Raw genomic sequence first — 23,087 nt, 5'->3', positions numbered from 1 at the left:
GAGAGTCTGTGACCCCATTGAACCCATGTGACCTGCCAAAATCGTAGAAGGATCCTCGCTGCCCCTTGCACGATCCTCCACCCCGGTCCACCCGGCTCAGGGAAGGACACCTGCCGGGGTGCGCACGGTATGACGCAGACGGGCGGCGTCCTGGCTGGGGGGCGCGCCGAACTGGCGGCGGTATTCCCGGCTGAACTGTGACGGGTTGTCATAGCCGACGCGCAGGCCGACTCCGGTGACGTCACCCGGGTGGGTGGCGAGCAGCAGCCGGGCCTCCTGCAGCCTGATCTGCTTCTGAAACTGGATGGGGCTCATCGCTGTCACCGCCTGAAAGTTGCGGTAGAAGGCGGAGACGCTCATGCCGGCAAGGCGCGCGACGTCCTCGACCCGGAAGGGCTGCGCGTAGTGCTCGCGGATCCAGCGCACGGCCCGGGAGATGTGGCTGAGGCCGCTGTCGGCCAGGCCGAGCTGGCGAACCGTCGCACCCTGCTCGCTCGTGACCAGGCGCCACAGGATCTCGCGCTTGACCAGCGGGGCCAGCACGGCACGGTCGCGGGGCTCGTCGAGCAGACGCAGCAGACGGACCACCGCGTCGAGCAGTGCGGCCGGAGCATCGCTGACGGCGATGCCCGATGGCGCGCCCCCACCGGCGCGGGGGGTGTCTCCGGGCCCGGCCTCAAGCAGCAGTTCGGCGACGGCGGACGGTTCCAGCGTGAGACCGAAGCCGAGGGCCGGCCGCTCGGGTTCGGCCTGGGTGAACTGCCCGGTGACGGGCAGATCAACGGATGCGACCAGGTACTGCCCGGGCCCGTAGTCGTACACCCGCTCCCCCAGGGCGAGTCGTTTGGCGCCCTGGGCGATGACCGCGAGCACCGTGCCGGACATCGAGGGCGCCGGCGGATCCGACCGGTCGACCTTCGAGATGAGGACGCCGTCGATGGCGGTGGTCCAGTCGGGCCGGGCATGCCGGGCCAGCAGGGTGCGGAGCTCTTCCAGGTACATGCGTCCATTGCAGCACCATTCCACGCTGCGGCTCCCGTGCCCGCGAGGATCGTGCAAGTACGAGCGAGCATCGTTCTAACGTTTTCGCAGGTCACGTCGGTTGAATGGAATCACCTCACTCCATCACCGAAGAAGAAGGCATCCATGATCGCCAACTACGGCTTCAACGCCACTCTGACCGCCAGGCCCGGAATGGGCGACCGGCTGGTCGACCTGCTGCTGACCGGCCTGAACGAGGGCAGCCCGGGCGCGAGCGAACACTGCGTCGTCTACCTGGTCTCCCGTTCCGCGTCCGACCCCGACGTCGTCCACGTCACCGAGGGCTGGACCAGCGAGGAGGACCACCACCGGATCTTCGCCGGTGAGGCCGCCCAGGCCATCGTGGCGCAGATCGACGGACTGCTGGCCAAGGGGTCCGAGTACACCGACTACGTGCCGGTCTGCGGCAAGGCCGCCTTCTGATCCGGCGATCGTCCCTCGCCCCGGCCCCCTGCCGCCTCGACGCCTGCCGAGCAGCCCCCTCCTCGCCCGACCTCCGGCACCACCCCACGAAAGGCAGCAAGCATGACCACGGCACGACCCGACCTGGACCCCGAACTGCGTGAGCTACTGGCCGACATGCCACTGATGTCCCAGCTCAGCCCGGAAGTTCTCGCGCAACTGCGCCGGCTTCCGTCGACGCCCGTCGAGTCCCTTCTCGCCCACCGACAGGTCGACCGGCGCGAGGTCACCGTGCCCGTCAAGGACGGTGCCCCGATCCTCATGTCGGTGTTCAGTCCCGCGAACACCGATCGCACCACCGCCGCACCCTGCGTCTACTGGATGCACGGGGGCGGGATGGTCATGGGCGACCGCTTCTCGCAGATCGACATCCCGCTGGAATGGCTTGACCGGTTCGGCGCGATTGTGGTCTCCGTGGACTACCGACTTGCGCCGGATGCCACCGGCACCGCCCTGGTCGACGACTGCTACCAGGGGCTGCTCTGGGTCGCCGAACACTCCGCCGAACTGGGCATCGATCCCGCCCGGATCGTCGTCGCGGGCGCCAGCGCGGGCGGCGGTCTCGCGGCCGGCGTCACCTTGCTTGCCCGCGACCTCGGCACACCGGCGCTTGCCGCACAGATGCTGATCTGCCCCATGCTCGACCACCGCAACACCAGCGCCTCCAGCCGCCAGTACTCCGGCGGACCCGGTGTCTGGACCCGCGAGATGAACGAGTTCGGATGGCGCTGTGTGCTCGGCGACCTCACCGACGACGAGGTACCCCCGTACGTCTCCCCCGCGCTGGCCGACGACCTCTCGGGCCTGCCGACCGCCTACATCGACACCGGCTCCGCCGAAGTCTTCCGCGACGAGGACGCCGACTACGCCACCCGCATCTGGGCGGCCGGCGGCCAGGCCGAACTCCACGTCTGGGCGGGCGGCTTCCACGGGTTCGACGCGCTGTACCCGCAGGCGCGCATCTCGGCCACGGCCCGCCGGACCCGCACCGACTGGCTCGCCCGAGTCCTGCACCCGGACTCCGCCGCATAGCGCCGCCGACTCACTCACGCACACACACGACTGCACCCAGGAGGAACACCATGAAGGTCGCCATCGTCACGGGCGCCAGCTCCGGCATCGGACAGAGCGCCGCGATCGAGATCGCCAAGCGCGGAACCGGAGTCATCCTGACCTACGGCAACAACCCGCAAGGAGGGTTGGAGACGACCGCCGCCATCGAGAAGGAGGGCGGTATTGCCGTCGCGCTGCCGCTGGACGTGGGAGAGACCGGCACCTTCGCGGCTTTCCGCGACACGGTGGCCGCCGTGCTGCGCGACACCTGGCAGCGCGACACATTCGACTACCTGGTCAACAACGCCGGTTTCGCGCAGACGTCGTTGATCGAGGACACGACCGAGCAGACGTTCGACAGGCTCATGCGGGTCCTGCTCAAGGGACCGTACTTCCTGACGCAGCGGCTGCTGCCCCTGATGGCGGACGGCGGGGCAATCGTCAACACGAGCAGCAACTCGGCGGCGACGGCCAGCCCGGAGCCCGGCTACTCGGCCTACGCGTCGATGAAGGGCGGCCTGGACGTGCTGACCCGGTACATGGCCAAGGAATTCAGCCCGCGGGGTATCCGTGTCAACGCTCTCTCGCCGGGATCGACCCGCACCCGGATCGCCGACGACGCCTTCACCCGTTACCCCGAGGTCGTTCCGGCCCTCGTCGCGAAGACCGCGCTCGGCCGCGTCGGCGAACCCGGCGACATCGGCGCGATGATCGCCACACTGGTCTCCGACGAGAGCCGCTGGGTCACCGCCCAGAACATTGAGGTATCGGGCGGCTACAACCTCTAGGAGAGGGGCGGGAAGAGCGACGGGGAGGCGACGGAACCGGAACGCATCCGTTCCGGCCCCGGAACGGGTGCGCGTCGCCCCGCCCCCGCGTCGCCCCGCCCGATCAGCTCAGCACGACCGGGGTTCGCTCACGACAGGAAGTCGCGCGCGATCCCCTCCGCCACCCGCTCCAGCAGTGGCCCCGCCTGCGCCATGCACACGGCGGGGTCCGGCTCCAGGTCCGTGAGGGCGTACGCGCGCCGGATGCCCGCACGTCCCAGCGCCTCCGGGGGCAGGGCGAGGCGGCCGCAAACCGCCACCACCTCCAGGCCAGCCGCGCGAGCCGCCGCCGCGACGCCCGCGGGAGCCTTGCCGTGCAGGGTCTGCCCGTCGAGGGAGCCCTCCCCCGTGATCACCAGCGTGGCACGGGCCAGCGCCGGGGCGAAGCCGAGGACGTCGAGCATGACCTCGATGCCGGGGCGGAACCGGGCGCCGAGAGCGATGAGCGCCCCGTAACCGATGCCGCCTGCCGCACCCGCCCCGGGCAGTTTCGCGTGTTCCGGGCCGAGGACGGACGCGTAGTGGGTGAGTGCCGCGTCGAGGGTCGCGATGTCGTCCTCGGTCGCGCCCTTCTGCCGCCCGTAGACCGCCGGGGCGCCCTTCGGGCCGGTCAGTGGGTTGTCCACGTCGCTGGCAAGGATCAGGTCCACGTCGGCCAGCCGCGGGTCGAGGCCGGTCAGATCCGCCTCGGCCAGCTCCGCGAGGCCACCGCCCCCGGGGCTGACGGGCTTGCCGTCCGCGTCCAGGAAGCGGGCGCCGAGTGCGGCAAGCATGCCCGCGCCGCCGTCCGTGGTGGCACTGCCGCCGACCCCGAACACAATGGTCCGGGCGCCCGCGTCCAGCGCCGCGGCCAGCAGCTCGCCGGAGCCGTACGTCGTGGCCGTCAGGGGGGCGAACACCCCCACCGGAAGATGCTGGAGGCCGGAGGCCTCGGCCATCTCCACCACCGCGGTGGTGCCCCGCAGGGCGTACGCCGCGGTCACGGTCTCCCCGCGCGGCCCGGTCACCCGCGCCTCGCGCCGCTCGAATCCGGCGGCCACCGCCGCCGCCACCGTGCCGTCGCCGCCGTCTGCCACGGGCAGGGTCTCGACCTGCACCTGGGGTACGACGCGCCGCAGCCCGGCCGTCACCCGCTCCGCGACCTGCACCGCCGTGAGCGAACCCTTGAACTTGTCCGCCGCGACGAGCACGCGGGCGGTCTCCATCACTGCTCCGTCCGTCACCTTGCATCCCTTGCTTTCGAACAGGCAGTCGCGCCGCCCCGACCCTATCCGGAGCACCGGCCCTCTGCCCATGGGTGTCCGGGCCCTGGACCTGCGGAACGGCGGACGTGCCGGCCCCCATTACGCTGCGCACGTGACCACCATTGACTACGCCACGTACATCGCAGGACTGCCCAAGGTGCTGGCCGCCGCGGCAACCGTCTTCCGGGACAGGGAAGGACGAGTGCTGCTCGTCGAGCCGAACTACCGGGACGGCTGGGCCCTGCCCGGTGGAACGATCGAGTCCGACGAGGGCGAGACACCGCGGCAGGCCGCACGCCGCGAAACGGTCGAGGAGATCGGTCTCGATCTGGAGCCGGGACGGCTGCTGGCGATCGACTGGGCACGCAGCCCCGAGCGTCCTCCGATCGCCGCCTACCTGTACGACGGCGGGGTCCTGGACGAGGCGCAGTTGACGGCGATCCGGCTGCAGGAGGAGGAACTCCTCTCCTGGAAGCTGGTGGAACGCATCGCACTCGACCGGTATCTGCCCGGTCCCCTCGGACACCGGGTCCGGGCGGCGCTGGAGGTGGTCGACTCCGGAGCGGGCGCCGTGGAGCTGGAGGACGGCAGACCCGTCGCCTCCTGAGACCTCCTGAGACCTCCTGACTCACGGTCATTCATCCCGTATCGGCATCGTGTGCCGCTGCGTCCCGCTGTTCCGACAGGTCGTCACAGTAATCGTCCGTAAGGAAGTTGTCAGCACCACCCACTCCACCTTGGAGACGATCCGAGAGCTACCGACAGGGCTCGGTAGCGGCGTCCCGGGTAGCCGCCAACGGCGCCGACGGACGAGAGCGAGAAGCACCAGCCGCAGCCGGCTCGGCGACCAGCTGCTCCTCGCTCACCCCCGCCAGCGCCTCCATCACCCGATCGAGTGCCTCGCCCACGTCAGTGCGCGTGACCACTCGAAGCGGGCGTCGGACCTGCGTTCTTGACTGCCAAAGGGAGCAACTACTTGCCGGTCGGGCCGATTTGTATGGCCGTATCCTTCTGCGGGCAGACGGCGCAGTCGACCTCGGTAACCAGCATCACCGACACCCAACAGGCTCACCCGATACCCACTCGCTCCGAGCAGGCAGGCGTCCTACTCTCAGCCTATGAACAGCCCTCTCGTAGCCATACTCAGCGGCGCAGGTATCTCCACCGATTCCGGGATCCCTGATTATCGCGGTCCGAACGGGCTGTGGCGGCGGGATCCCGAGGCCGAGAAGCTCGTGACGTACGAGTACTACATGAACGATCCGGAGATCCGGCGTCGGTCCTGGCAGATGCGGCGCAAGAACCGCACGCTCAAGGCCGAGCCGAACGCCGCACACCGGGCCGTCGCCGAGCTCGAGAAGTCCGGCATCCCGGTTCGGGTGATCACACAGAACGTGGACGGCCTGCACCAGCTCGCCGGCATGCCCGCTCGTAAGGTGCTGGAACTGCACGGCACCGCGCGTCAGGTGGTCTGCACCCGTTGCCATGCCCGCTCGCCGATGGCTGCGGCGCTGACCCGGGTGGAGGCGGGTGAGGAGGACCCGGCGTGCACAGTCTGCGGCGGCATCCTGAAGTCGGCGACCGTCATGTTCGGTGAGCGGCTCGATCCTGTGGTGCTGAGCGAGGCGATGTCGATCGCGAAGGCGTGCGACGTGTTCATCGCGGTCGGTACGACGCTGCAGGTACAGCCCGCCGCGTCGCTGGCCGGGATCGCGGCGGAGCACGGGGCGCGGCTGATCGTGGTGAACGCCGAGCCGACGCCGTACGACGAACTGGCGCAGGAGACGATCCGCGAGCCCATCGGGACCGCGCTGCCGTCGCTGCTCGCGCGGCTGTCCACCGAGGCAGCCACGGGGACCGACGGCTAGGGCGTGTTTCGACAGTCCCGCCTGCCGGGCGGCGTCTGGCACGCACGCTCGCTGCGTTGTCGGGCCCGCCCCGATACGCCCAGTATCGGGGCGACCCTCCGCCGTGCGATCGCACGCACCAGACGCCGCCCGGCCCGCCCTACGGGCGGACGACGCTCCTTTCGAAACACGCCCTAGGCCCTGTCCAGTTCCTGCGCGATGCGGCGCGAGGGCCGGAACGTGTAGAGGTCGAGAATGTCGGGGGCGTCCGCGAGGCCGGGGCCACCCGCCTCGACCCAGGTGACAATGTCGGCGACGGCATCCGGGTCGTTGACCAGCCCGAGCCAGACCGGGCGGCCACCCGCCCGCCTGCCCTCGGCCGACGGCTGCACGACCATCACATTGGCCTGCTCGCACGCGTCCAGACATTCAACGGCCCGCACCGTGGCGACCTCGCCGAGTGACCGGCGCAGCGTGGCGAGCTGTCCGGCATGGTCCACGTCCGGGATCTTCGGCGTACCGCAGCAGCAGCCGCGGCATACGCTGATGGTGGGGCGGGGCGCGCCCTGGGCGGGCGCGGAGGCCTTGCGCGTGCGGCGGCTCATGCGGGAACGCTCCAGGTGGTGGCGCGGATGATCACCGTGGGACCCTATCGAGCACTCTCCGCAATCGAACACCTGCACCCCTCTCTCGGCGGCCGAGTGAACCGGTGAGGTAAGGTGGGTGGCTGCGAAGGGGAGTAGCCCCGCAAACCGGTCGTCGACACACTGGAACCCCCGGGTTCCCGGTGGCCGGGCTCGTAGATCATTACGGGCGGGCGAGACCTTCGGTCAGGTATGACACGCCCACACCCTGTGGGCGCTGCGGTCATGCCGGGCCGAGTGGTCCTCCGAAAAGCCCGAGTGGCGCTTCGCGGAAAGGCCCGGGCCCGGCTCTCACAGAAAGCCACCCGGAATGCATCTCGACCCCCTGGCGATCGTCACCGCCTTCGGGCTGATCTTCCTCGCGGAACTCCCCGACAAGACCATGTTCGCGTCGCTGGCCATGGGCACGCGCATGCGGCCGCTCTACGTCTGGTTCGGCACCTCGTCCGCGTTCCTCGTGCATGTCGCGATCGCCGTCGGCGCGGGCGGTCTGATCGGGCTGCTGCCCGACTGGATCGTCAAGCTCGTCTCGGCCGCCCTCTTCGGGTTCGGCGCGTTCATGCTGCTGCGCAACGGGGGCGGCGACGGCGACGAGGAGAGCGAAACCAAGACCGTGACCGGCTTCTGGCCGGTCTACTCGACCGCGTTCATGGCGGTGTTCATCAGCGAATGGGGTGACCTCACCCAGATCACCACCGCCAACCTGGCCGCCAGCAACGGCACCTGGTCCACGGCCATCGGATCCGCGGCCGCTCTGATGTCCGTCTCGGCGCTGGCGCTGGTCGCCGGGCGCTTCATCGCCAAGCGGGTGCCGCTCAAGACGGTGCAGCACATCGGTGGCCTGTGCATGCTGGGGCTGGCGATCTGGTCGGTCGTCGAGATATTCATGGCCTGAGCCGGTTCCATGACGCAGCCACCACGAAGCCCGACGGCCGCCCCGTGCGTCCGCCGGGCTTCGGCGTGCCCGGGGCGTGTTTCGAAAGCCCCGTCTGCCAGGCGGCGTCTGGCCCGCCCTACGGGCGGAGGACGCTACTTTCGAAACACGCCCTAGAAAAGCGCCGGTGTGTCGCCCTCCGTGCCGTTCTCGAAGGCCAGCAGCCGCTGCTTGCGGTCGAGTCCGCCGCCGTAGCCGGTGAGGCTGCCCGACGCTCCGATGACTCGGTGGCAGGGGACGATGATCCCGACCGGGTTCTTGCCGTTGGCCAGGCCCACAGCGCGGGAGGCGCCCGGCTTGCCCAGGTTTTCGGCGAGTTCCCCGTACGAGCGTGTCTCGCCGTACGGGATCGACCGGAGCTGTTCCCAGACGCTGCGCTGGAACGGGGTGCCGTCCAGGTGCAGAGGCAGGTCGAACTCCCGCAGCTCGCCCGCGAAGTAGGCGTCCAGCTGGCGGACCGTCTCCGTGAAGGGGCGCGGGTCCGGGTCGCCGAAGGTTTCCTCGGGCGGGCGGTGCCGCTGCCCGGTCATATAGAGGCCCGAGAGGACGCCGTCGGTGGCGACGAGGGTCAATGGACCGTACGGGCTGTCGACGACCGTGTGCTGCCGGGTCGCGGCGCGTGTCGCAGTCATGAGTGAACTCCCTTATACGGGAAGGTGATTGATGGGGTGATCGTCGACGGTCCAAAGATACTGGACTGCGTACGCCCGCCAGGGACGCCAGGCCGCCGCGCGCGCGGTCAGCGCCGCGGGGGTCGACGGGAGACCGAGTTCCTCCGCCGCCCGCCGGATGCCGAGGTCGGTGGGGAGGAAGGCGTCCGGGTCGCCGAGCGCCCGCATCGCGATGACCTCGACGGTCCAGGGGCCGAAGCCGGGCAGGGTGATCAGTTCGGCCCGGGTCCTCTCCCAGTCGGTGTCGGTGCCGAGTGGCAGCGAGCCGTCGGCGAGGGCGCCGACGAGGGTCGTGAGGGTGGTGCGGCGGCTGCGCGGCAGCGCGAGCTGCTCGGGGTCGAGCCCGGCGAGCTCTTCCGGCGTCGGGAAGAGGTGGGTGAGACCGCCCTCGGGGTCGTCGACGGAGACGCCGTGGGCGGTGACCAGGCGGGCCGCGTGGGTGCGGGCGGCAGCGGTCGAGACCTGCTGGCCGAGCACCGCCCGTACAGCGAACTCCGCCCCGTCGACGGTACGCGGCACTCGCCGCCCCGGCGCCTTGTCGACCAGCGGGGCGAGCAGCGGATCGGCCCGCAGCTGATCGTCGACGGCCACCGGGTCGGCGTCCAGGTCGAGCAGCCAGCGGCAGCGGCTGATGGCGAGGGTGAGATCGCGCGGGTCGGTGAGCGAGAGCCGGCACGCGATGTGGTCGGGGCGCGGAGTGAGGGCGACGATGCCGTGCCCGTACGGGAGGGTGAGCGTCCGGCGGTAGGCGCCGTCGCGCCACTCCTCGACGCCGGGGACCGCGGTCGCGGCGAGATGACCGAAGAGGTTGGAGGGATTGAGCGGGGCCCGGTACGGCAGCCGAAGCGTGATCACTCCCGGCGTCGCCGGCGGTTTCGCGGACCGGGCAGCGCGGGTGCGCAGCTCGCTCGGCGCGAGCGCGAAGACCTCACGGACGGTGTCGTTGAAGGTACGGACGGACGAGAAGCCGGCCGCGAACGCCACGTCGGCCATGGGGAGTTCGGTCGTCTCGATGAGCAGCCGGGCGGTCTGGGCGCGCTGGGCGCGGGCCAGGGCGAGCGGACCGGCACCCAGCTCGGCGAGCAGCTGCCGCTCGATCTGCCGGGCGGAGTAGCCGAGCCGGGCGGCCAGCCCCGGCACGCCCTCGCGGTCGACAACCCCGTCCCCGATGAGCCGCATCGCACGGGCGACGGAGTCGGCGCGGGCGTTCCACTCCGGGGAGCCGGGACTGGTGTCGGGCCGGCACCGTTTGCACGCCCGGAACCCGGCCTGCTGGCAGGCGGCGGCGCTGGGATAGAAGGTCATGTTCTCGACCTTGGGCGGCACGACGGGGCAGCTCGGACGGCAGTAGATCCTGGTGGTCAGGACCGCCGTGAAGAACCAGCCGTCGAAGCGGGCGTCCTTGGACTGGACGGCCCGTACGCAGCGCTCGGTGTCGGTGTACATGGCTCAAGCATGAGCCACCCGACAGCGCCGGGCTGGCGGAAATCCGACATCAGCCTTCCGCTGCCAGGGCCTCTTCGAACTCCCTGTACGCATGTGCGTCGAACAGAACGAATCGCACCTCCTCCACCGGAGCTCCCGCCTCCGCCAGGACCGTGCGGACGGCGATCCGCGCGCCGTCGTCCAGGGGCCAGCCGTAGATGCCGGTCGAGATCGCGGGGAAGGCGACGGTCCGCGCACCCAGCTCGGCGGCCACCCCCAGTGATTCCCGGTAACAGGAGGCCAGCAGCGCGGAGCGGTCCTCGGCGCTGCTCCATACCGGCCCGACCGTATGGATCACCCATCGGGCGTCGAGCTTCCCTGCCGTGGTCGCTACCGCCTGACCGGTCGGTAGCCCTTTTCCGTAGTGCGAGGCGCGCAGCTCGCGGCAGGCGGCGAGGATCTCCGGGCCGCCGCGCCGGTGGATCGCGCCGTCGACTCCGCCGCCGCCGAGCAGCGAGGAGTTCGCGGCATTGACGATGGCGTCGACGGACTGCAGGGTGATGTCGCCGCGGACCAGGGTCACCGTGACGGGCGGGGGTGTCTGCATGCTCCCATCATGCCGTTCCCGGGGCTGCTCCGCGGGACAGGAGCTGCGCCGTACCGCACGTTCACCTGCAAGGCGCCAGGCGTGCCGCATGACCGGCCGGGCAGGACGCCGGTGGCAGCCGAGGTTCGCCGGGCGGTGTGCTCGGGCAGCTTGCCCCGCAGCCTCTTCGGCCTGCCCTCAGGTCGCGCGGAGCCTGTGCCACACCGCCTTCGCCGCGTGGTGGCCGGACATTCCGTGCACGCCGGGCCCGGGCGGGGTGGCCGAGGAGCACAGGAACACCGCCGGGTGCGCCGTCGCGTACGGCACGCGGGCGAGCTTGGGCCGGATCACCGTCTGCAGACCGGCGAACGCACCGCACGCGATGTCGCCGCCGACGTAATTGGCGTTGCGCGCGGCGAGTTGGGGAGGGCCCGCGACAGCGCGGGCGAGGACCAGATCACGGAAGCCGGGGGCGAACCGCTCCAACTGCCTCTCGATGACCTCGGTGGCGTCGCCCTCCCAGCCCGCCGGGACATGTCCGTACACCCAGAAGATGTGACGGCCCTCGGGCGCGCGGGACGGGTCGACCAGGCTGGGCTGTGCGGTGATCAGGAACGGCACGCTCGGGTCGCGGCCCGCCACGGCCGCCCGCATCGCGCTGTCGATCTCGCCCGCCGTGGGCCCGACGTGGACCGTGCCGGCCCGCCGGGCCTCCTTCGCAGTCCAGGGGACGGGGCCGGACAGCGCATAGTCGATCTTGAAGCAGGAGGCGCCGTACCGGTAGCCGCGGTAGGCCTGACCCAGTCCGGCGATCCGCGCGAGGGCGGTCGGCGAGGTGTCGAAGACATAGGCACGGGCGGGCGGGAGTTCGTCGAGGCGCTTGACCTCCGTGCCGGTACGGATCGTGCCGCCCAGTTCACCCACGTACGAGGCGAGGGCGTCCGAGATGGCCTGTGAGCCGCCGCGCGGCACCGGCCAGCCGTTCTCGTGGGCGGCGACGGCGAAGAGCAGCGCGATGCCGCCGGTCGCAAGGCCGCTGGTGGGGGCTATGGCGTGGGCGGCGAGCCCGGCGAACAGGCCGCGCGCCTTCGCGCCCCGGAACCGGCGGGCGAGGAGCGTGGCGGGCTGGATCGCGTCCAGCCCGAACCGGACCCAGCGGTACGGATCGCGCGGCAGCCCGATCCACGGCGTGCGCAGGAAGTCCTCCGCGAGCGTGTCCCAGTGGCCGAGGTACGGGGCGAGCAGCCTGCGGTACGCCCCCGCGTCCTGCGGTCCGAGCGACATGGCGCTCTCCCCCACCGAACCGGTGAGCACGGCGGCGGAGCCGTCCGGGAAGGGGTGAGCGAGCGACAGCTCCGGCTGGAGCCACTCCAGGCCGTGCCGGCCGAGCGGCATCCGGGCGAACGCGGGCGAGCCGATGCCCAGCGGATGCACGGCTGAACACGGGTCGTGGCGGAAGCCGGGGAGTGTGAGCTCCTCGGTGCGGGCGCCGCCCCCGACCGTCTCCTGCGCCTCGAACACTTCCACGGAGAAGCCCCGGCGGGCCAGTTCGGCTGCGGCGGTCAGTCCGTTGGGGCCCGCCCCCACGACGACGGCATCGAGCATCGATGGCACCTTCGGACTCCTTCGTCAGCCGACGGCAAGAAACTCCAGGATATTCCGCTGCGCCGACAGCCGAACCGCGGGTACCGTCCGGGCCGATGAATACGGAATCGGCAGAAGAACGAGCTGGCGCATCGATGGTCGATGGCATGGCCGCCCGGCTGACCGCGGTGTCCGGCGTCCGGGCCGTCGCCATCGGCGGCAGCCGCGCCCGCTCGACGCATCGCCCGGACTCCGACTGGGATCTCGGCGTCTACTACCGCGGGACACTCGACCTGGTCGCCCTGACCGCACTCGCCTTTCAGGCGCAGGGCTCCCCGGTGGAGGTGGCCGGTCCGGGCGGCTGGGGTCCATGGGTCAACGGCGGCGCCTGGCTGCGGGTGGACGGCACGGCGGTGGACTGGATCCTTCGCGATCTGGACCGGGTCGAGAGTGTCTGGTCCGACTGCCGCGAGGGCCGCTTCGAGGTGGGCGTCCAGCCCGGCCACCCGCTGGGCTTCTGGTCGCCCTGCTATCCGGGCGAGGTCGCCCTGGGCCGCGTACTTGCCGACCCCTACGGCGAATTGACGGAACTTCAACAGCAGACGCGCGACTGTCCGGAGCCCCTGCGCAGGGCGCTCTGCGACGCCGCGTGGGAGGCGGACTTCTCCGTCACGGCGGCACGCAAGTCGGCGTCCTCCGGGGACACGCTCCATGTCGCGCTCTGTCTGTCGCGGGCATTCGGCATTCTGGCGCAGGCTCTCCACGCCCACCACCGCACCTGGTGCCTGAACGAGAAGGGGGCGCTGGCCGCGGCAGCGCTGCTGCCGCAGACTCCGGCGGACTTCGCCGAGCGCGTCGGTGGGGCACTGCGCGGCCTGGACTCGGCCGCGGTGGAGACGGCGGCGTCCGTGGTCCGCGACGTGCGGGCGGTTCTCGGGTGAAAAAGGGGTTCGGCCGCGGACCGGGCGCATTTTAGGATGCTGACATGATCGCCGAACTTCAGTGCGTGGTGCTTGACTGCCCCGATCCCGTACGCCTGGCCGAGTTCTACCGGTCGGTCCTCGGCGGCCGGGTGAACGAGCCGGACCGGCGGTGGGCGCTCGACGAGAACTGGTCGACGCTGCACACAGACGCCGGTCTCGTCCTGGCGTTCCAGCGAGTGGCGGACCACCGGCCGCCGCAGTGGCCGGATCCGGCGCGGCCCCAGCAGTTCCACTTGGACTTCGGTGTGCCCGATCTGGACGCGGCGCAGGCGGAGGTCGTCGCGGCGGGCGCGGCCGTGCTCGACGACGGGAGCGGGGGCGGGGAGGCGGACGCCGAGCGGCCGTGGCGGATCTACGCCGATCCGGCTGGGCACCCGTTCTGCCTGGTGCTGCACCGAGTGGCGTAGCCGCTGCCGCTCAGTCGTTCCGGATGGCGGTGACGCAGCGTGCGAGCAGGTCGCGCAGGGTGTCGCGTTCCTCCGGGGTCGGCAAACCGGCGTTCGATCCGTACCGCCTGCTCGTCGGCGATCCGCAGCGCTCTCCGGCCGGCTTTGCTGAGCCAGGATTCCAGGCATCCTCTGATGCCACGGGTGTGCCGACCGGGCCACCGGACCCCATTCCGGGCAGTACGTCGACCGGTTCACGGACACCACCGCCCATGAGCAGCCGCACGACCCGCTGGCTCGGGCCCGGCTCGCCGCGGTGACCCGCGCGCTCATCGCCTGACCGGGGCCCCGCCAGGGAAGGTCAGCCCCCGGCACGCAGCGCCGCCAGGATCCGTTCGGCCGTCGCCTTGTCGCGGGCGGCCGTGAACGGCAGGTCGTTGCCCCCGGCGATGCGGAACGGGGCACCCGAGAGCGTGGCCTGGGCGCCGCCCGCCTCGGTGACCAGGAGCAGGCCCGCCGCATGGTCCCAGGCGTACTCCCAGCTGAAGGCGACCGCGTCCTGGTCGCCGCGGGCGACGGCCAGGTATTCGAGGCCCGCGGAGCCGCACGGACGGGCGTGGATGCCGTCGATGAACAGGCCCAGCAGGGCCTGCTTCTGGGCGTCGGTGGTGTAGTCCGGGTGCGACATCGCGACGTCGAGTGCGGCGCCGGGCGCGGGCGATCCAGAGCGTATCGGCACACCATTGAGCACGGCTCCCCGGCCGCGTACCGCGACCGCCATCTCGTTCAGGGCCGCGGCGTACGTCCACGAGGCAAGGAGTTCGCCGCGGTGGGCGAGGGCGACGAGGGTGCAGAAGCCGGGTTCGCCGCGGACGAACTGGCGGGTCCCGTCGACCGGATCGACGATCCAGACCGGTGCGTCGCCGCCCAGGGCGTCGTACACCTTCGGATCGGCGTGGACCGCCTCCTCACCGACGACCACTGAACCGGGGAGCAGCCGCGTCAGGGACGCGGTGAGGTGTTCCTCCGCAAGGCGGTCGGCGGTGGTGACGAGGTCATGCGGACCGCTCTTCTCGACGATCTCGTGTGCGGCGAGCTGTCGGTAGCGCGGCATGATCTCGGCGGCGGCCGCTGCGCGGACCGCCTCCTCGACCTCGGTCAGGTCCCCGGCAAGGAAGTCATCGATCATGGCTCCAGCTAAGCACGGTCCATCGGGAACCCGACGACCTGGTCATGACGCGGAGGTGGCCGGTCAGCGACCGACGGCGTACCCGACAACGACCGGTGCACCGTGGCAGACTATGATCATGACTGAAACCGCGAAGGGCCCCGCCAGTTACTTTCCGTCGATCGAGAAGACGTACGGCCGGCCGATCCCGGAGTGGAAGGACCTCATCCGCTCCTCGCCCCTGACCAAGCACATGGAGCTGGTCTCCTGGCTCAAGGCCGAGCACGGCCTCGGCCACGGCCACGCCAACGCCCTCGTCGCGCACACCCTCGCGGAAGACAAGGGCAAGTAATGGCGCCGTGATCGCCGAAACGCCTCGACGCTCACGGCTCGCCTCGACGGTCTGGCCGATCGGTCAGTAGGGCACCGTGTCACACAAGGTCTCCGCCCAGGCGGAGGCGCCGTGCTCGTTGGCCGCGCGCACCGTGACACAGATCTCGTCACCGGAGTACGGACCCTTGATCGTGTAGCTGGTGTTGCCGGTTGAGTAGGTGGTGTCGACGTTCTTCTTGGTGAAGTTGCTGCCTGTGTTGGTGTAGTGGATGTCGTACCTGGTCGCTCGGGAGATCGCCGACCAGCTCACCTTGATCGGCATGTCACACGCACCGACACAGGAGTTGGTGTACGCAGCCTTGTAGCTCTTCAGGGCGGGCGGCCGCGAGCCAGAGGACGAGCCGCCGGAGCCGGACGAATCTCCGCCGCCCGACCCCGTAGAGCCGGACGACCCCGTAGACCCGGTCCCCCCGCGGGTTCCGGCGCCGCCGCTGTCGGAGCCACTGCTGCCACCGGATGAACTGCTGACGCTCCCCTGGGCGTTCGGCCTACCCGGCCCCTTCTCGCTGTCCTGCCCCTTCTCGCCGCCCTTGCCCTTGCCGTCACCCCCGCCCTTCCCTTTCCCTTCCTTGGAAGGTGAACTGCTGGGCGTGCTCGGTGAGTTGCTGCCGTCCGGAGTGGCGCTCGCGCTGCTGCCCGGTGACTGGGCGTGTGTTCCGTCCCCGCCATCGCCCCCGAAGGTCTGGAGCAGGACGATCGAGCCGCCGCCGACGGTGATGACGGCAACGATGGGCAGAACGATGAGCCTGCGGCGCCGACGGGGCCGCCGTTCCTGCTCCCGCCGTCGCGTCGTGGTGTCGTTGTCCGCCGGGACGGCTTCGGGAGGCCCGTTCTTCGGCCGCAGCCCGACCGTCGCCAGGTCCACGGGCTCCTCCCGCAGCGGCGCCGCCTCGGCGTCGAGCAGCCGTGCGGACTGCTGCGCGAGGTGCGCGACGACGCCGGCAGGCAGCCAGGCACCGCGCGCGGCGCGGGGACGCGGCCGCTCGGGGTCCTCCAACAGCTGGTCGACGTCCGGCCGTTGGTCGATGCCCTTCGTCAGGCACCGGGCGATGAGAGCCCGCAGCGCGGCGTCCTCGACACGCGTCAGGTCGGGCTCGCCCTCCACGATCTGGAACATCACCGCGTGCTGATTGCTTGCCTCCTGCCCGAACGGCAGCTGCCCCGTCGCCGCATACGTCAGCACGCACCCGAGGGTGAACACGTCGCTCTTGACCCCCGCGCGCTGCCCGCGCACCTGCTCCGGCGACATGAACCCCGGTGAGCCGATGACCATCCCCGTACTGGTCAACAAGGACTCGACGGACGTCTCGAGCGCCCGCGCGATCCCGAAGTCGATGACCTTCGTGCCATCCACGGTGAGCATCACGTTGGACGGCTTCAAGTCGCGGTGCACGATCCCGGCGCCGTGAATGTCCTTGAGCGCCTTCAGCAACCCGTCGGCGAGGCAGTGCAGGGACGCAGTCGGCAACGGCCCGTACATTCGGACGACTTGCTCCAGGGAGAGCCCGGGAACATACCCCGTGGCGACCCACGGCGGTTCGTCGCCCGGACCCGCGTCGAGCACCGGCGCCGTGTACCGCTCATCGACCCTCCGTGCCGCTTCGATCTCCCTTCGGAACCGCGCCCTGAACTGCTCGTCGGACACGTGCTCTTCGTGCACCACCTTCACGGCCACGGTCCGCCCGCTGTCCGACCGCGCGAGGAACACCCGCCCCATGCCACCGGCACCAAGCCGCCCAAGCAGCAGATACGGCCCGATGCGCGCGGGATCGCTCACGGCGAGCGGCTTGATACCCCCGTCGACGCCGTCGTCCCGCTCGTCGCGTCCGTCCCCGTTCGTACCGCTCATGATGGTGTGAATCCCCCGCTCTTCCCGCCTGGTCAACGGCGTAACTCGCTGAGAATAGACGCCGTTGATGCACCTGGCGAAGTTGAGGGACGCGTTGTGCGAGCGGGGCGGTTCTTACTGATCGTTTGACCATCGAGCAAACTATCGATCGCCCGACGCCCCTTGGCCCGCCTCTGACGCTTCGCACCGGGGTGCCGGAGCAGGCGGCGGGCCCTCGGTGCGGCGGGCGAGCATGTCGTGCGCTCGACCGCCGTGCGAGAACCCGCCTCACACCGGCCAGGGGCCGCCGCGAATCACGGCACGAGCGCCACCAGGTGTCCGCACCGAGGACGTGATGCTCGCGCGGGTCGGGCTGCGGCAGACGTACTGCACGACGGACGTCTCGGACGCAGCCGCGGCCGCGGCCCGGTCAGCGATGCCACCCCCGGCCGGCTCCGCGCCGCCGCGCGCAGGCTCATCCGGGCAGGCCGCGGTTCGTCTCTTCAGGCGCGGAGTGCCTTGCGCAGGAGTGCGCCGAACTCGGCGGGATGCGTGGTCAGGCCGATATGCCCGCCGGGAAAGTGCAGGAGTTCCGTGCCGAGACACTCGGCCAGGAAAGCGGCCGGCCGGTAGGGCAGCTCGCCGCGTGAGTCCTGCCCGCAGGCGAGTACGAGCCGATCCGACAAGGCCTTGAGCCGGTGGATGTCCGGGGCGTAGGACATGAAACTCGGCACGATCCGTCCGACGAAGTACGACAGGTCGCCCATGGTCTGCTCGGCCCGCGCCGCTGCTTGCGGCGGGAGCTCGACCTCGGCCTCAGGCTCGGTGGTGTCACCGTCCTTCTGCATGCCTGCGGCGAACACGGCCATCGCCGGCATGAGCCCCTGGGTTCGGAACGTCTTCTGTACACGCGCGAGGAGCGCGCGGTGTACGGCGGCGTCCGGGAGAACCTCCACCACTGGCGGTTCGTGCGCCACGACGCGTTCCACGCGTTCCGGGTGGGCGATGAGCAGATGCAGGGCCGCGATCGCCCCCGAGCTGGCGCCGAACACCCGGCCAGGCTCACCGGGCGACAGCAGTTCCAGCAGCCGGAACGCGTCATCGGCGTGCTCCTCCACCCGCTGCTCGGCCTCGGGGTGGTCCAGCGTGCTCCGGGAGATGCCGCGAGGGTCGTAGGTGGCCACGGTGTATGCGTCGGCCAGGTCGGCGGCAACAGCCTCCATGGAGGCGGCACCGCCCGTTCCTCCGGGGATCAGAAGCAGGAGCGGGCCCTGGCCACGCACCTCGTACTGCAGGGTTGCGCCGTTCACGCGCAAGGTCTGGACGGTCGACTCGGTCATTCGGAGTCTCCTTCTGTGGAGTGGGGCCAGTGCTCCAGAAGGGTGTGCAGGGCCTCGAGGGCGCGGGCCCAGGACTCCTGCGGTGAACGCTTGTGCGCGAAGCCGCCCGCAGCCTCCAGAGCCACGAATCCGTGGAACGTGCTGCGCAGCAATCGGACCGCGTCGGTCAGATCCGGCTCGGCCAATCCGTAGCCGCGCAGCATGCTGTATGTCAGCTCGACTGCACGCCGCGGCCCGGGCGCGTTTGCGGCCAGCTCAGGATCAATCTCGATGGGGATCTGCGTCGCCACATAGCGGCCCGGGTGCCGGCGGGCGTAGTTCCGCCAGGCGTCCGCAAACGCGACCAGCGCGTCTTTACCCGCCCGCCCGGCCGTCGCCTCCGCGATACGGATGGTCTTCTCATCCGCCGCCAACAGCGCGATCCGCCCACGCAGATCCTCGAGACTGCGAACGTGCGCGTAGAGACTCGCATCTCTCACGCCGAGCCGCCGCGCCACCTGAGACATGGTCAAGTGATCGAACCCGACCTCGTCCGCCAGCTCAGCGCCCGCAATTGTCACCCGCTCCGCCGTCAGTCCGGCCCGCGCCATGCACACCTCTTCCTAGGGATATTAGTTTTAATCTAAGCACCCTAGGATCTGCAATCGGGTAACGCCTCCACACGAGGCTCGGCCTGTGCCGCAGCAGATCGAAGGGCGGTGAGGGACGGGTCAGGCCGTGGCCGTACGTCGAGTCGTTGACGAGCGCGACGCCCCAGCCCGGCTCCACCACGTGGACGAAGCGGTGGTTGCAGGCCTCGAACTTGGCCAGGATGCCGGGCGCGCGGGGTGCACCGGGAGGGTTCAGCGAACCTGGTCCGGGGTGAGGACGTCGGTGATACCCCGCGCGGCCAAGTGCTCCGTGTTCCCGGCCTGGCTCGCGAGGACGGCCGTGGGCCGGACCCCGTCCGCGGTGAGCCGGGCGAACGCCTCGAAAAACGCGCCGCCGGGAGCGCACGTCGAGCGACGGGGCGCGGTCTCGTCGTCGCCGGTGTCGACCACCAGGGCCGTGGTGCGGGGAGCCGGCCGTACGGCCGCCCCCCGCCGCTCCTCGACCATCCGGGCGATGGCCTCCCCGGCCGGTTTTACCTGCCGATCGTTGGTCAACAGACCCAGCTCGTATTCGAGTTCGGGGAAGTCGGCCAGAGCGCGGGACACGTCGTGGGAGCACCACCAGGTGACACCCCACACGTCCTCGCAGTCCAGTGCGTTCGCAACAGTCGCCTCGGTGAACTCGGCAGCGTGCTCCGCGGGGATGAGTGGGGAGGGGGCACCGACCTCCTGCAGCCAGACCGGCCGGTGCGGTTCGGCAGCCCACGCCTTGGACAGTTCGATCAGATAGGCGGCGTGGTGCTCGGTGGCGGTGCCGGTGCGGCCGTGCCGTTGGGCGGTGCCGTTGAAGACCCAGGAGTGCACGGCGGTGACAGCGCCGATCCGGGCGGCGTGGGCGGGGGTGAACGCGTGGTCGTCCTGGTACCAGGCGGCGTCGTACTCGGCATGCAGGTGCATCTTGCCGGGCGCCCCCTCCCCGCAGGCGTCGAGCAGAGTACGCAGCCAACTGCTCGCCTGCGCAGGGGTGATGGGGTCCGGGTCGGGGTGCGGAGGGCCCGAGAACTGGCTGATCTCGTTGCCCAGGGTCATCCCGATGAAATTCGGGCGGTCGGCGAGGGCGGCGGCGAGCGTACGCACATACACGGCCTGGCCCGCCACCACGTCCGGGTCGGTGAAGATGTTCCGCCGGTGCCAGGTCTGCGTCCACGCGGGCAGGAAGTCGAAGCTCGACAGGTGGCCTTGCAGTCCGTCCACGTTGACGTCGAGCCCGCGCTCGGCGGCGGCGTCGACGAGCTGGACCAGCTGTTCGACGGCGCGCGGCCGGATCAGGGTGCGGTTGGGCTGAAAGAGCGGCCAGAGCGGGAAGACCCGGATGTGGTCGAGGCCGAGTGCGGCGATCGAGTCCAGGTCGGCGCGGACCGCGTCGAGGTCGAAGTCCAGCCAGTGGTGGAACCAGCCCTGGGTCGGCGTGTAGTTGACGCCGAAGCGCAGCGGGGAGTGAGACATACGGTACAGGTGTCCAGGTTCTCGTGGTGCGGGGTGGCCGCGGCTCGGGGGCAGGCAGCCCTTGACGGCGCCTTCGCCGACGCCCCGGAAGAAGGAGCGCTGCAGGCAGGCGAAGAGCAGGATGCGGGGTGCGCCGGGTCATGGGTGGACTCACCGGCTGCGTACGCTCAGCAGACTTTCCAATGCCCGCGGCGCAAAGTCAATGGACGATGCGGGTGCCATGGCGGCGATCGTTGCGTCGCCCAAGTACGTCCAGTACGAGGACGATCCTCCGCCTTGCGATGCACCGCACCAGACGCCCCGGGCTGATCCACGAAGATCGTCAGGACAGCACCTAGAGGCTTCGGACCGCTTCCTCGCTCCGCGCGCCTGTTCGGGCCGGGCCGGCGTCCACGGCGGAGGATCTGGTGGACGGGCTGAGCCTGGGGGCCGACGATTATCTGCCCAAGCCGTTCGACTTCCCGGTTCTGGTGGCGCGGATCGGTGCGCTGGCGCGACGGGCCCATCCGGCTGTTCCGCCGGTGCTGCGCCATGGTGACCTGGAGGTCGACACGGCTCGGCGCAAGGCCCGGCGGGGGGATCGGGCGCTGGAGCTGGCGCCCAAGGAGTTCGGAGTGCTGGAGCTGCTGTTGGCCTCGAAGGGTCGGGCGGTGTCGGCCGAGGAGCTGCTGGAACGAGTGTGGGACGAGGCCGCCGACCCGTTCACCAGCGCCGTGAAGATCACGATCAGCCGGCTGCGGGCCAAGCTCGGCGATCCCGCTGTCATCGAGACCGTCGCCAAGCGTGGCTACCGGATCTGAGGAGCCCATGCCTGTCATCGCCCGGCTCACGAGCCGCATGACCCGTCCGCATCTGCCTCGTCGCACCGTACGGCTTCGGATGACGCTTCTGTACGGAGTGCTGTTCCTCGTCTCCGGGGCGACCCTGCTGGCGGCCACATATTTCCTGGTGCGTCACGCGGTCTCGGGGGCGCCCGCCGAGGGTTACGCCTTCGCACCCGGCGGGGGCGTGAAGCCGCCCAGTGGGGCCGTCGGGCCCTTCGTGTCGCCGGGATCGGGGCAGAGAGGCGGTAGGCAGGGCGCGCTGGACGTGCTGTCGGCCCAGCAGGAGAAGGCTCTGGCGCATCAGAAGTCCGAGGTGATACATCAACTGCTCGTCCAGTCGGGCATAGCGCTCGCGCTGATGTCGGTGATCTCGGTCGTGCTGGGGTGGGTCGTCGCCGGCCGGATGCTGCGTCCGTTGCGGACGATCACGGCGACAGCGCGGGACATCTCGGCGACAAGCCTGCATCAGCGGCTGGCGCTGGAGGGTCCCGGTGATGAGCTGACGGAGCTCGGCGACACCTTCGACAGGCTCCTCGGCAGGCTGGAGGACTCGTTCCAGGCGCAGCGCCAGTTCGTCGCGAACGCGTCCCATGAGCTGCGTACGCCGCTGGCCCGTCAGCGGGCGCTCGGGCAGGTCGCGCTGGTCGACCCGGATGCGACGGTGGATTCGCTGCGCAGGGCGCACGAGCGGATCCTGGTCGCCGGGCGTCAGCAGGAGCGGCTGATCGAGGCTCTACTCACACTGACCCGGGGCAATGCGGGGATCGATGTCCGTGAGCCGTTCGATCTGGCCCGGCTGACCCATGAGGTGATCGACGCCAGGTGGGACGATGCGAAGTACCGGAACATCACGTTGCATCCGTCCATCTCCCCGGCGATGGCGGCCGGCCACCGGAATCTGACGGAGCGTCTGGTGACGAATCTGGTGGACAACGCGCTCCGTCACAACGCCCCGCTCGGCCGGATCGACGTGGCCACAGGGACGGTGGACGGTCATGCGACGCTGGTGGTCACCAACACCGGCCCGGTGGTTCCGCCGCCCGCGGTCGACCGGCTCTTCCAGCCGTTCCAGCGGCTGGAAGCCACCCGGGAGGCGCGCGCCGAGGGGCTCGGGCTCGGGCTCGGGCTCGGGCTCGGGCTGTCGATCGTGCAGGCCATCGCCCATGCGCACGGCGCCACGATCAGCACCCGGGCACGGCGCGAGGGCGGTCTGTCCATCACGGTCACGTTCCCCGCCATGAGCAGCCGCCCCCAGCCTGCCGCCGACGGGTCCGAGCATGCGGTCGCGCCGATCCGCTGAGATCAGGGCTGCCGACCGCCGAAGAAATCGATGAGCGCCGTCTTCACGGCGGCCGCCTGCTTCAGGTATCCGTAGTGCCCGCATCCGGGGATCTCGGTGTACGCGCTGCCGGGAATGCTCGCCGCGACCTCCCGGCTCCTCGCAGCCGTATGCGGTGGTGAAAGCCTCCTCCAAGGACAGGTAGACGGATTTGAGCGTGGCCTCCTTGATGGCCCGAACCGAGAGCGGTGCGCTGCGGACCAGGTCCTCGGTCCACTCCTCCACGCAGTCGTCCAGCCGGTCCGCCGTGACGACCTCCCTTCGTCACGTCGAGCCACCTACTGCGGTGGCTCGACGGGACGAGGTGGCGCCGGGGCCCAGTGCCGTGACCGGCAATGTTTGCCCTGTGAGGAGCGTCGTCCAGTGCGTGCGGTCGTAAGGCGGCCGGAAGTCCTTGGGTGGGGTCTCCCCT

22 protein-coding genes and 1 pseudogene are annotated in these 23,087 nt (G+C 70.5%); 11 read left to right on the top strand and 12 right to left on the bottom strand.

What is annotated here, in order from left to right; genetic code table 11:
• Positions 1 to 96 precede the first annotated feature (96 nt).
• On the bottom strand, positions 97 to 1,002 hold the full coding sequence (locus tag AB0N06_RS12440) for an AraC family transcriptional regulator (protein ID WP_366134632.1): 906 nt from the start codon (positions 1,000 to 1,002) through the stop codon (positions 97 to 99).
• Between the two features lie 144 nt (positions 1,003 to 1,146).
• Between AB0N06_RS12440 and AB0N06_RS12435 the strand changes: the two genes are divergently transcribed.
• From AB0N06_RS12435 to AB0N06_RS12425, 3 genes are all read left to right on the top strand, one after another.
• Positions 1,147 to 1,464 (top strand): antibiotic biosynthesis monooxygenase, encoded by a 318-nt coding sequence (locus AB0N06_RS12435; RefSeq protein ID WP_366134631.1) that lies wholly within the window; start codon positions 1,147 to 1,149, stop codon positions 1,462 to 1,464.
• Between the two features lie 102 nt (positions 1,465 to 1,566).
• Positions 1,567 to 2,535, top strand: coding sequence for an alpha/beta hydrolase (locus AB0N06_RS12430; RefSeq protein ID WP_366134630.1), 969 nt, complete (start codon positions 1,567 to 1,569; stop codon positions 2,533 to 2,535).
• A gap of 50 nt (positions 2,536 to 2,585) precedes the next feature.
• Entirely contained in the window at positions 2,586 to 3,344 is a 759-nt protein-coding gene (locus AB0N06_RS12425; RefSeq protein ID WP_366134629.1) for an SDR family oxidoreductase, read from the top strand.
• Positions 3,345 to 3,472: 128 nt separating this feature from the next.
• Here AB0N06_RS12425 and AB0N06_RS12420 read toward each other — a convergent pair whose 3' ends face one another.
• Complete coding sequence (locus AB0N06_RS12420; RefSeq protein ID WP_366134704.1) at positions 3,473 to 4,588, bottom strand: glycerate kinase; 1,116 nt, start codon at positions 4,586 to 4,588, stop codon at positions 3,473 to 3,475.
• A gap of 151 nt (positions 4,589 to 4,739) precedes the next feature.
• Between AB0N06_RS12420 and AB0N06_RS12415 the strand changes: the two genes are divergently transcribed.
• Together AB0N06_RS12415 and AB0N06_RS12410 are read left to right on the top strand one after the other, a co-directional pair.
• Complete coding sequence (locus AB0N06_RS12415) at positions 4,740 to 5,234, top strand: NUDIX hydrolase (RefSeq protein ID WP_366134628.1); 495 nt, start codon at positions 4,740 to 4,742, stop codon at positions 5,232 to 5,234.
• A 511-nt stretch (positions 5,235 to 5,745) separates the two neighbouring features.
• Complete coding sequence (locus tag AB0N06_RS12410) at positions 5,746 to 6,495, top strand: Sir2 family NAD-dependent protein deacetylase (protein ID WP_366134627.1); 750 nt, start codon at positions 5,746 to 5,748, stop codon at positions 6,493 to 6,495.
• 173 nt (positions 6,496 to 6,668) lie between these two features.
• Here the strand turns inward: AB0N06_RS12410 and AB0N06_RS12405 are convergent, their stop codons facing one another.
• Positions 6,669 to 7,079 (bottom strand): (2Fe-2S) ferredoxin domain-containing protein, encoded by a 411-nt coding sequence (locus AB0N06_RS12405; RefSeq protein ID WP_366134626.1) that lies wholly within the window; start codon positions 7,077 to 7,079, stop codon positions 6,669 to 6,671.
• A 349-nt stretch (positions 7,080 to 7,428) separates the two neighbouring features.
• On the opposite strand from AB0N06_RS12405, the gene AB0N06_RS12400 reads away from it, so the two are divergent.
• On the top strand, positions 7,429 to 8,013 hold the full coding sequence (locus AB0N06_RS12400) for a TMEM165/GDT1 family protein (RefSeq protein ID WP_366134625.1): 585 nt from the start codon (positions 7,429 to 7,431) through the stop codon (positions 8,011 to 8,013).
• Positions 8,014 to 8,165: 152 nt separating this feature from the next.
• On the opposite strand, the gene AB0N06_RS12395 is transcribed toward AB0N06_RS12400, so the two are convergent.
• From AB0N06_RS12395 to AB0N06_RS12380, 4 genes are all read right to left on the bottom strand, one after another.
• Positions 8,166 to 8,684 carry a methylated-DNA--[protein]-cysteine S-methyltransferase gene (locus tag AB0N06_RS12395; protein WP_366134624.1) on the bottom strand — a complete coding sequence of 173 codons (519 nt, stop codon included), beginning with the start codon at positions 8,682 to 8,684 and terminating at the stop codon, positions 8,166 to 8,168.
• A 12-nt stretch (positions 8,685 to 8,696) separates the two neighbouring features.
• Entirely contained in the window at positions 8,697 to 10,169 is a 1,473-nt protein-coding gene (locus AB0N06_RS12390; RefSeq protein ID WP_366134623.1) for an AlkA N-terminal domain-containing protein, read from the bottom strand.
• Positions 10,170 to 10,218: 49 nt separating this feature from the next.
• Entirely contained in the window at positions 10,219 to 10,755 is a 537-nt protein-coding gene (locus AB0N06_RS12385) for an O-acetyl-ADP-ribose deacetylase (RefSeq protein ID WP_366134622.1), read from the bottom strand.
• A 177-nt stretch (positions 10,756 to 10,932) separates the two neighbouring features.
• On the bottom strand, positions 10,933 to 12,348 hold the full coding sequence (locus tag AB0N06_RS12380; protein ID WP_366134621.1) for an NAD(P)/FAD-dependent oxidoreductase: 1,416 nt from the start codon (positions 12,346 to 12,348) through the stop codon (positions 10,933 to 10,935).
• 137 nt (positions 12,349 to 12,485) lie between these two features.
• On the opposite strand from AB0N06_RS12380, the gene AB0N06_RS12375 reads away from it, so the two are divergent.
• Positions 12,486 to 13,259 carry a nucleotidyltransferase domain-containing protein gene (locus AB0N06_RS12375; protein WP_366134619.1) on the top strand — a complete coding sequence of 258 codons (774 nt, stop codon included), beginning with the start codon at positions 12,486 to 12,488 and terminating at the stop codon, positions 13,257 to 13,259.
• 44 nt (positions 13,260 to 13,303) lie between these two features.
• The gene (locus AB0N06_RS12370) at positions 13,304 to 13,708 is read left to right on the top strand and encodes a VOC family protein (RefSeq protein WP_366134618.1); all 405 of its coding nucleotides are present in this window, start codon (positions 13,304 to 13,306) and stop codon (positions 13,706 to 13,708) included.
• Between the two features lie 340 nt (positions 13,709 to 14,048).
• On the opposite strand, the gene AB0N06_RS12365 is transcribed toward AB0N06_RS12370, so the two are convergent.
• Complete coding sequence (locus AB0N06_RS12365; RefSeq protein ID WP_366134617.1) at positions 14,049 to 14,876, bottom strand: inositol monophosphatase family protein; 828 nt, start codon at positions 14,874 to 14,876, stop codon at positions 14,049 to 14,051.
• Positions 14,877 to 14,994: 118 nt separating this feature from the next.
• Here AB0N06_RS12365 and AB0N06_RS12360 point away from each other — a divergent pair, with 118 nt between their 5' ends.
• Positions 14,995 to 15,207, top strand: coding sequence for a DUF4287 domain-containing protein (locus AB0N06_RS12360; protein WP_366134616.1), 213 nt, complete (start codon positions 14,995 to 14,997; stop codon positions 15,205 to 15,207).
• A 63-nt stretch (positions 15,208 to 15,270) separates the two neighbouring features.
• Here AB0N06_RS12360 and AB0N06_RS12355 read toward each other — a convergent pair whose 3' ends face one another.
• The 4 genes from AB0N06_RS12355 to AB0N06_RS12340 form a co-directional block, all read right to left on the bottom strand.
• Positions 15,271 to 17,097 carry a protein kinase gene (locus AB0N06_RS12355; protein WP_366134615.1) on the bottom strand — a complete coding sequence of 609 codons (1,827 nt, stop codon included), beginning with the start codon at positions 17,095 to 17,097 and terminating at the stop codon, positions 15,271 to 15,273.
• Between the two features lie 482 nt (positions 17,098 to 17,579).
• Positions 17,580 to 18,416, bottom strand: a complete 837-nt coding sequence (locus tag AB0N06_RS12350) for an alpha/beta hydrolase (protein ID WP_366134614.1) — start codon at positions 18,414 to 18,416, stop codon at positions 17,580 to 17,582.
• On the bottom strand, positions 18,413 to 19,006 hold the full coding sequence (locus AB0N06_RS12345; RefSeq protein WP_366134613.1) for a WHG domain-containing protein: 594 nt from the start codon (positions 19,004 to 19,006) through the stop codon (positions 18,413 to 18,415). The genes AB0N06_RS12350 and AB0N06_RS12345 overlap by 4 nt, the downstream gene beginning before the upstream one ends.
• A 252-nt stretch (positions 19,007 to 19,258) precedes the next feature.
• Positions 19,259 to 20,512 (bottom strand): glycosyl hydrolase, encoded by a 1,254-nt coding sequence (locus tag AB0N06_RS12340; protein ID WP_366134612.1) that lies wholly within the window; start codon positions 20,510 to 20,512, stop codon positions 19,259 to 19,261.
• A 386-nt stretch (positions 20,513 to 20,898) separates the two neighbouring features.
• Here AB0N06_RS12340 and AB0N06_RS12335 point away from each other — a divergent pair.
• Positions 20,899 to 21,312: pseudogene (locus AB0N06_RS12335) on the top strand (response regulator transcription factor); the annotation flags it as partial.
• A gap of 79 nt (positions 21,313 to 21,391) precedes the next feature.
• Positions 21,392 to 22,636 (top strand): HAMP domain-containing sensor histidine kinase, encoded by a 1,245-nt coding sequence (locus tag AB0N06_RS12330; RefSeq protein WP_366134611.1) that lies wholly within the window; start codon positions 21,392 to 21,394, stop codon positions 22,634 to 22,636.
• Positions 22,637 to 23,087: the final 451 nt, after the last annotated feature.

It is taken from the genome of Streptomyces sp. NPDC051020 (assembly GCF_040683105.1).
In the GTDB taxonomy this organism is placed as follows: domain Bacteria; phylum Actinomycetota; class Actinomycetes; order Streptomycetales; family Streptomycetaceae; genus Streptomyces.
Note: the sequence above shows the minus strand (reverse complement) of the source record. Positions and strands in the feature narration are given on the sequence as shown.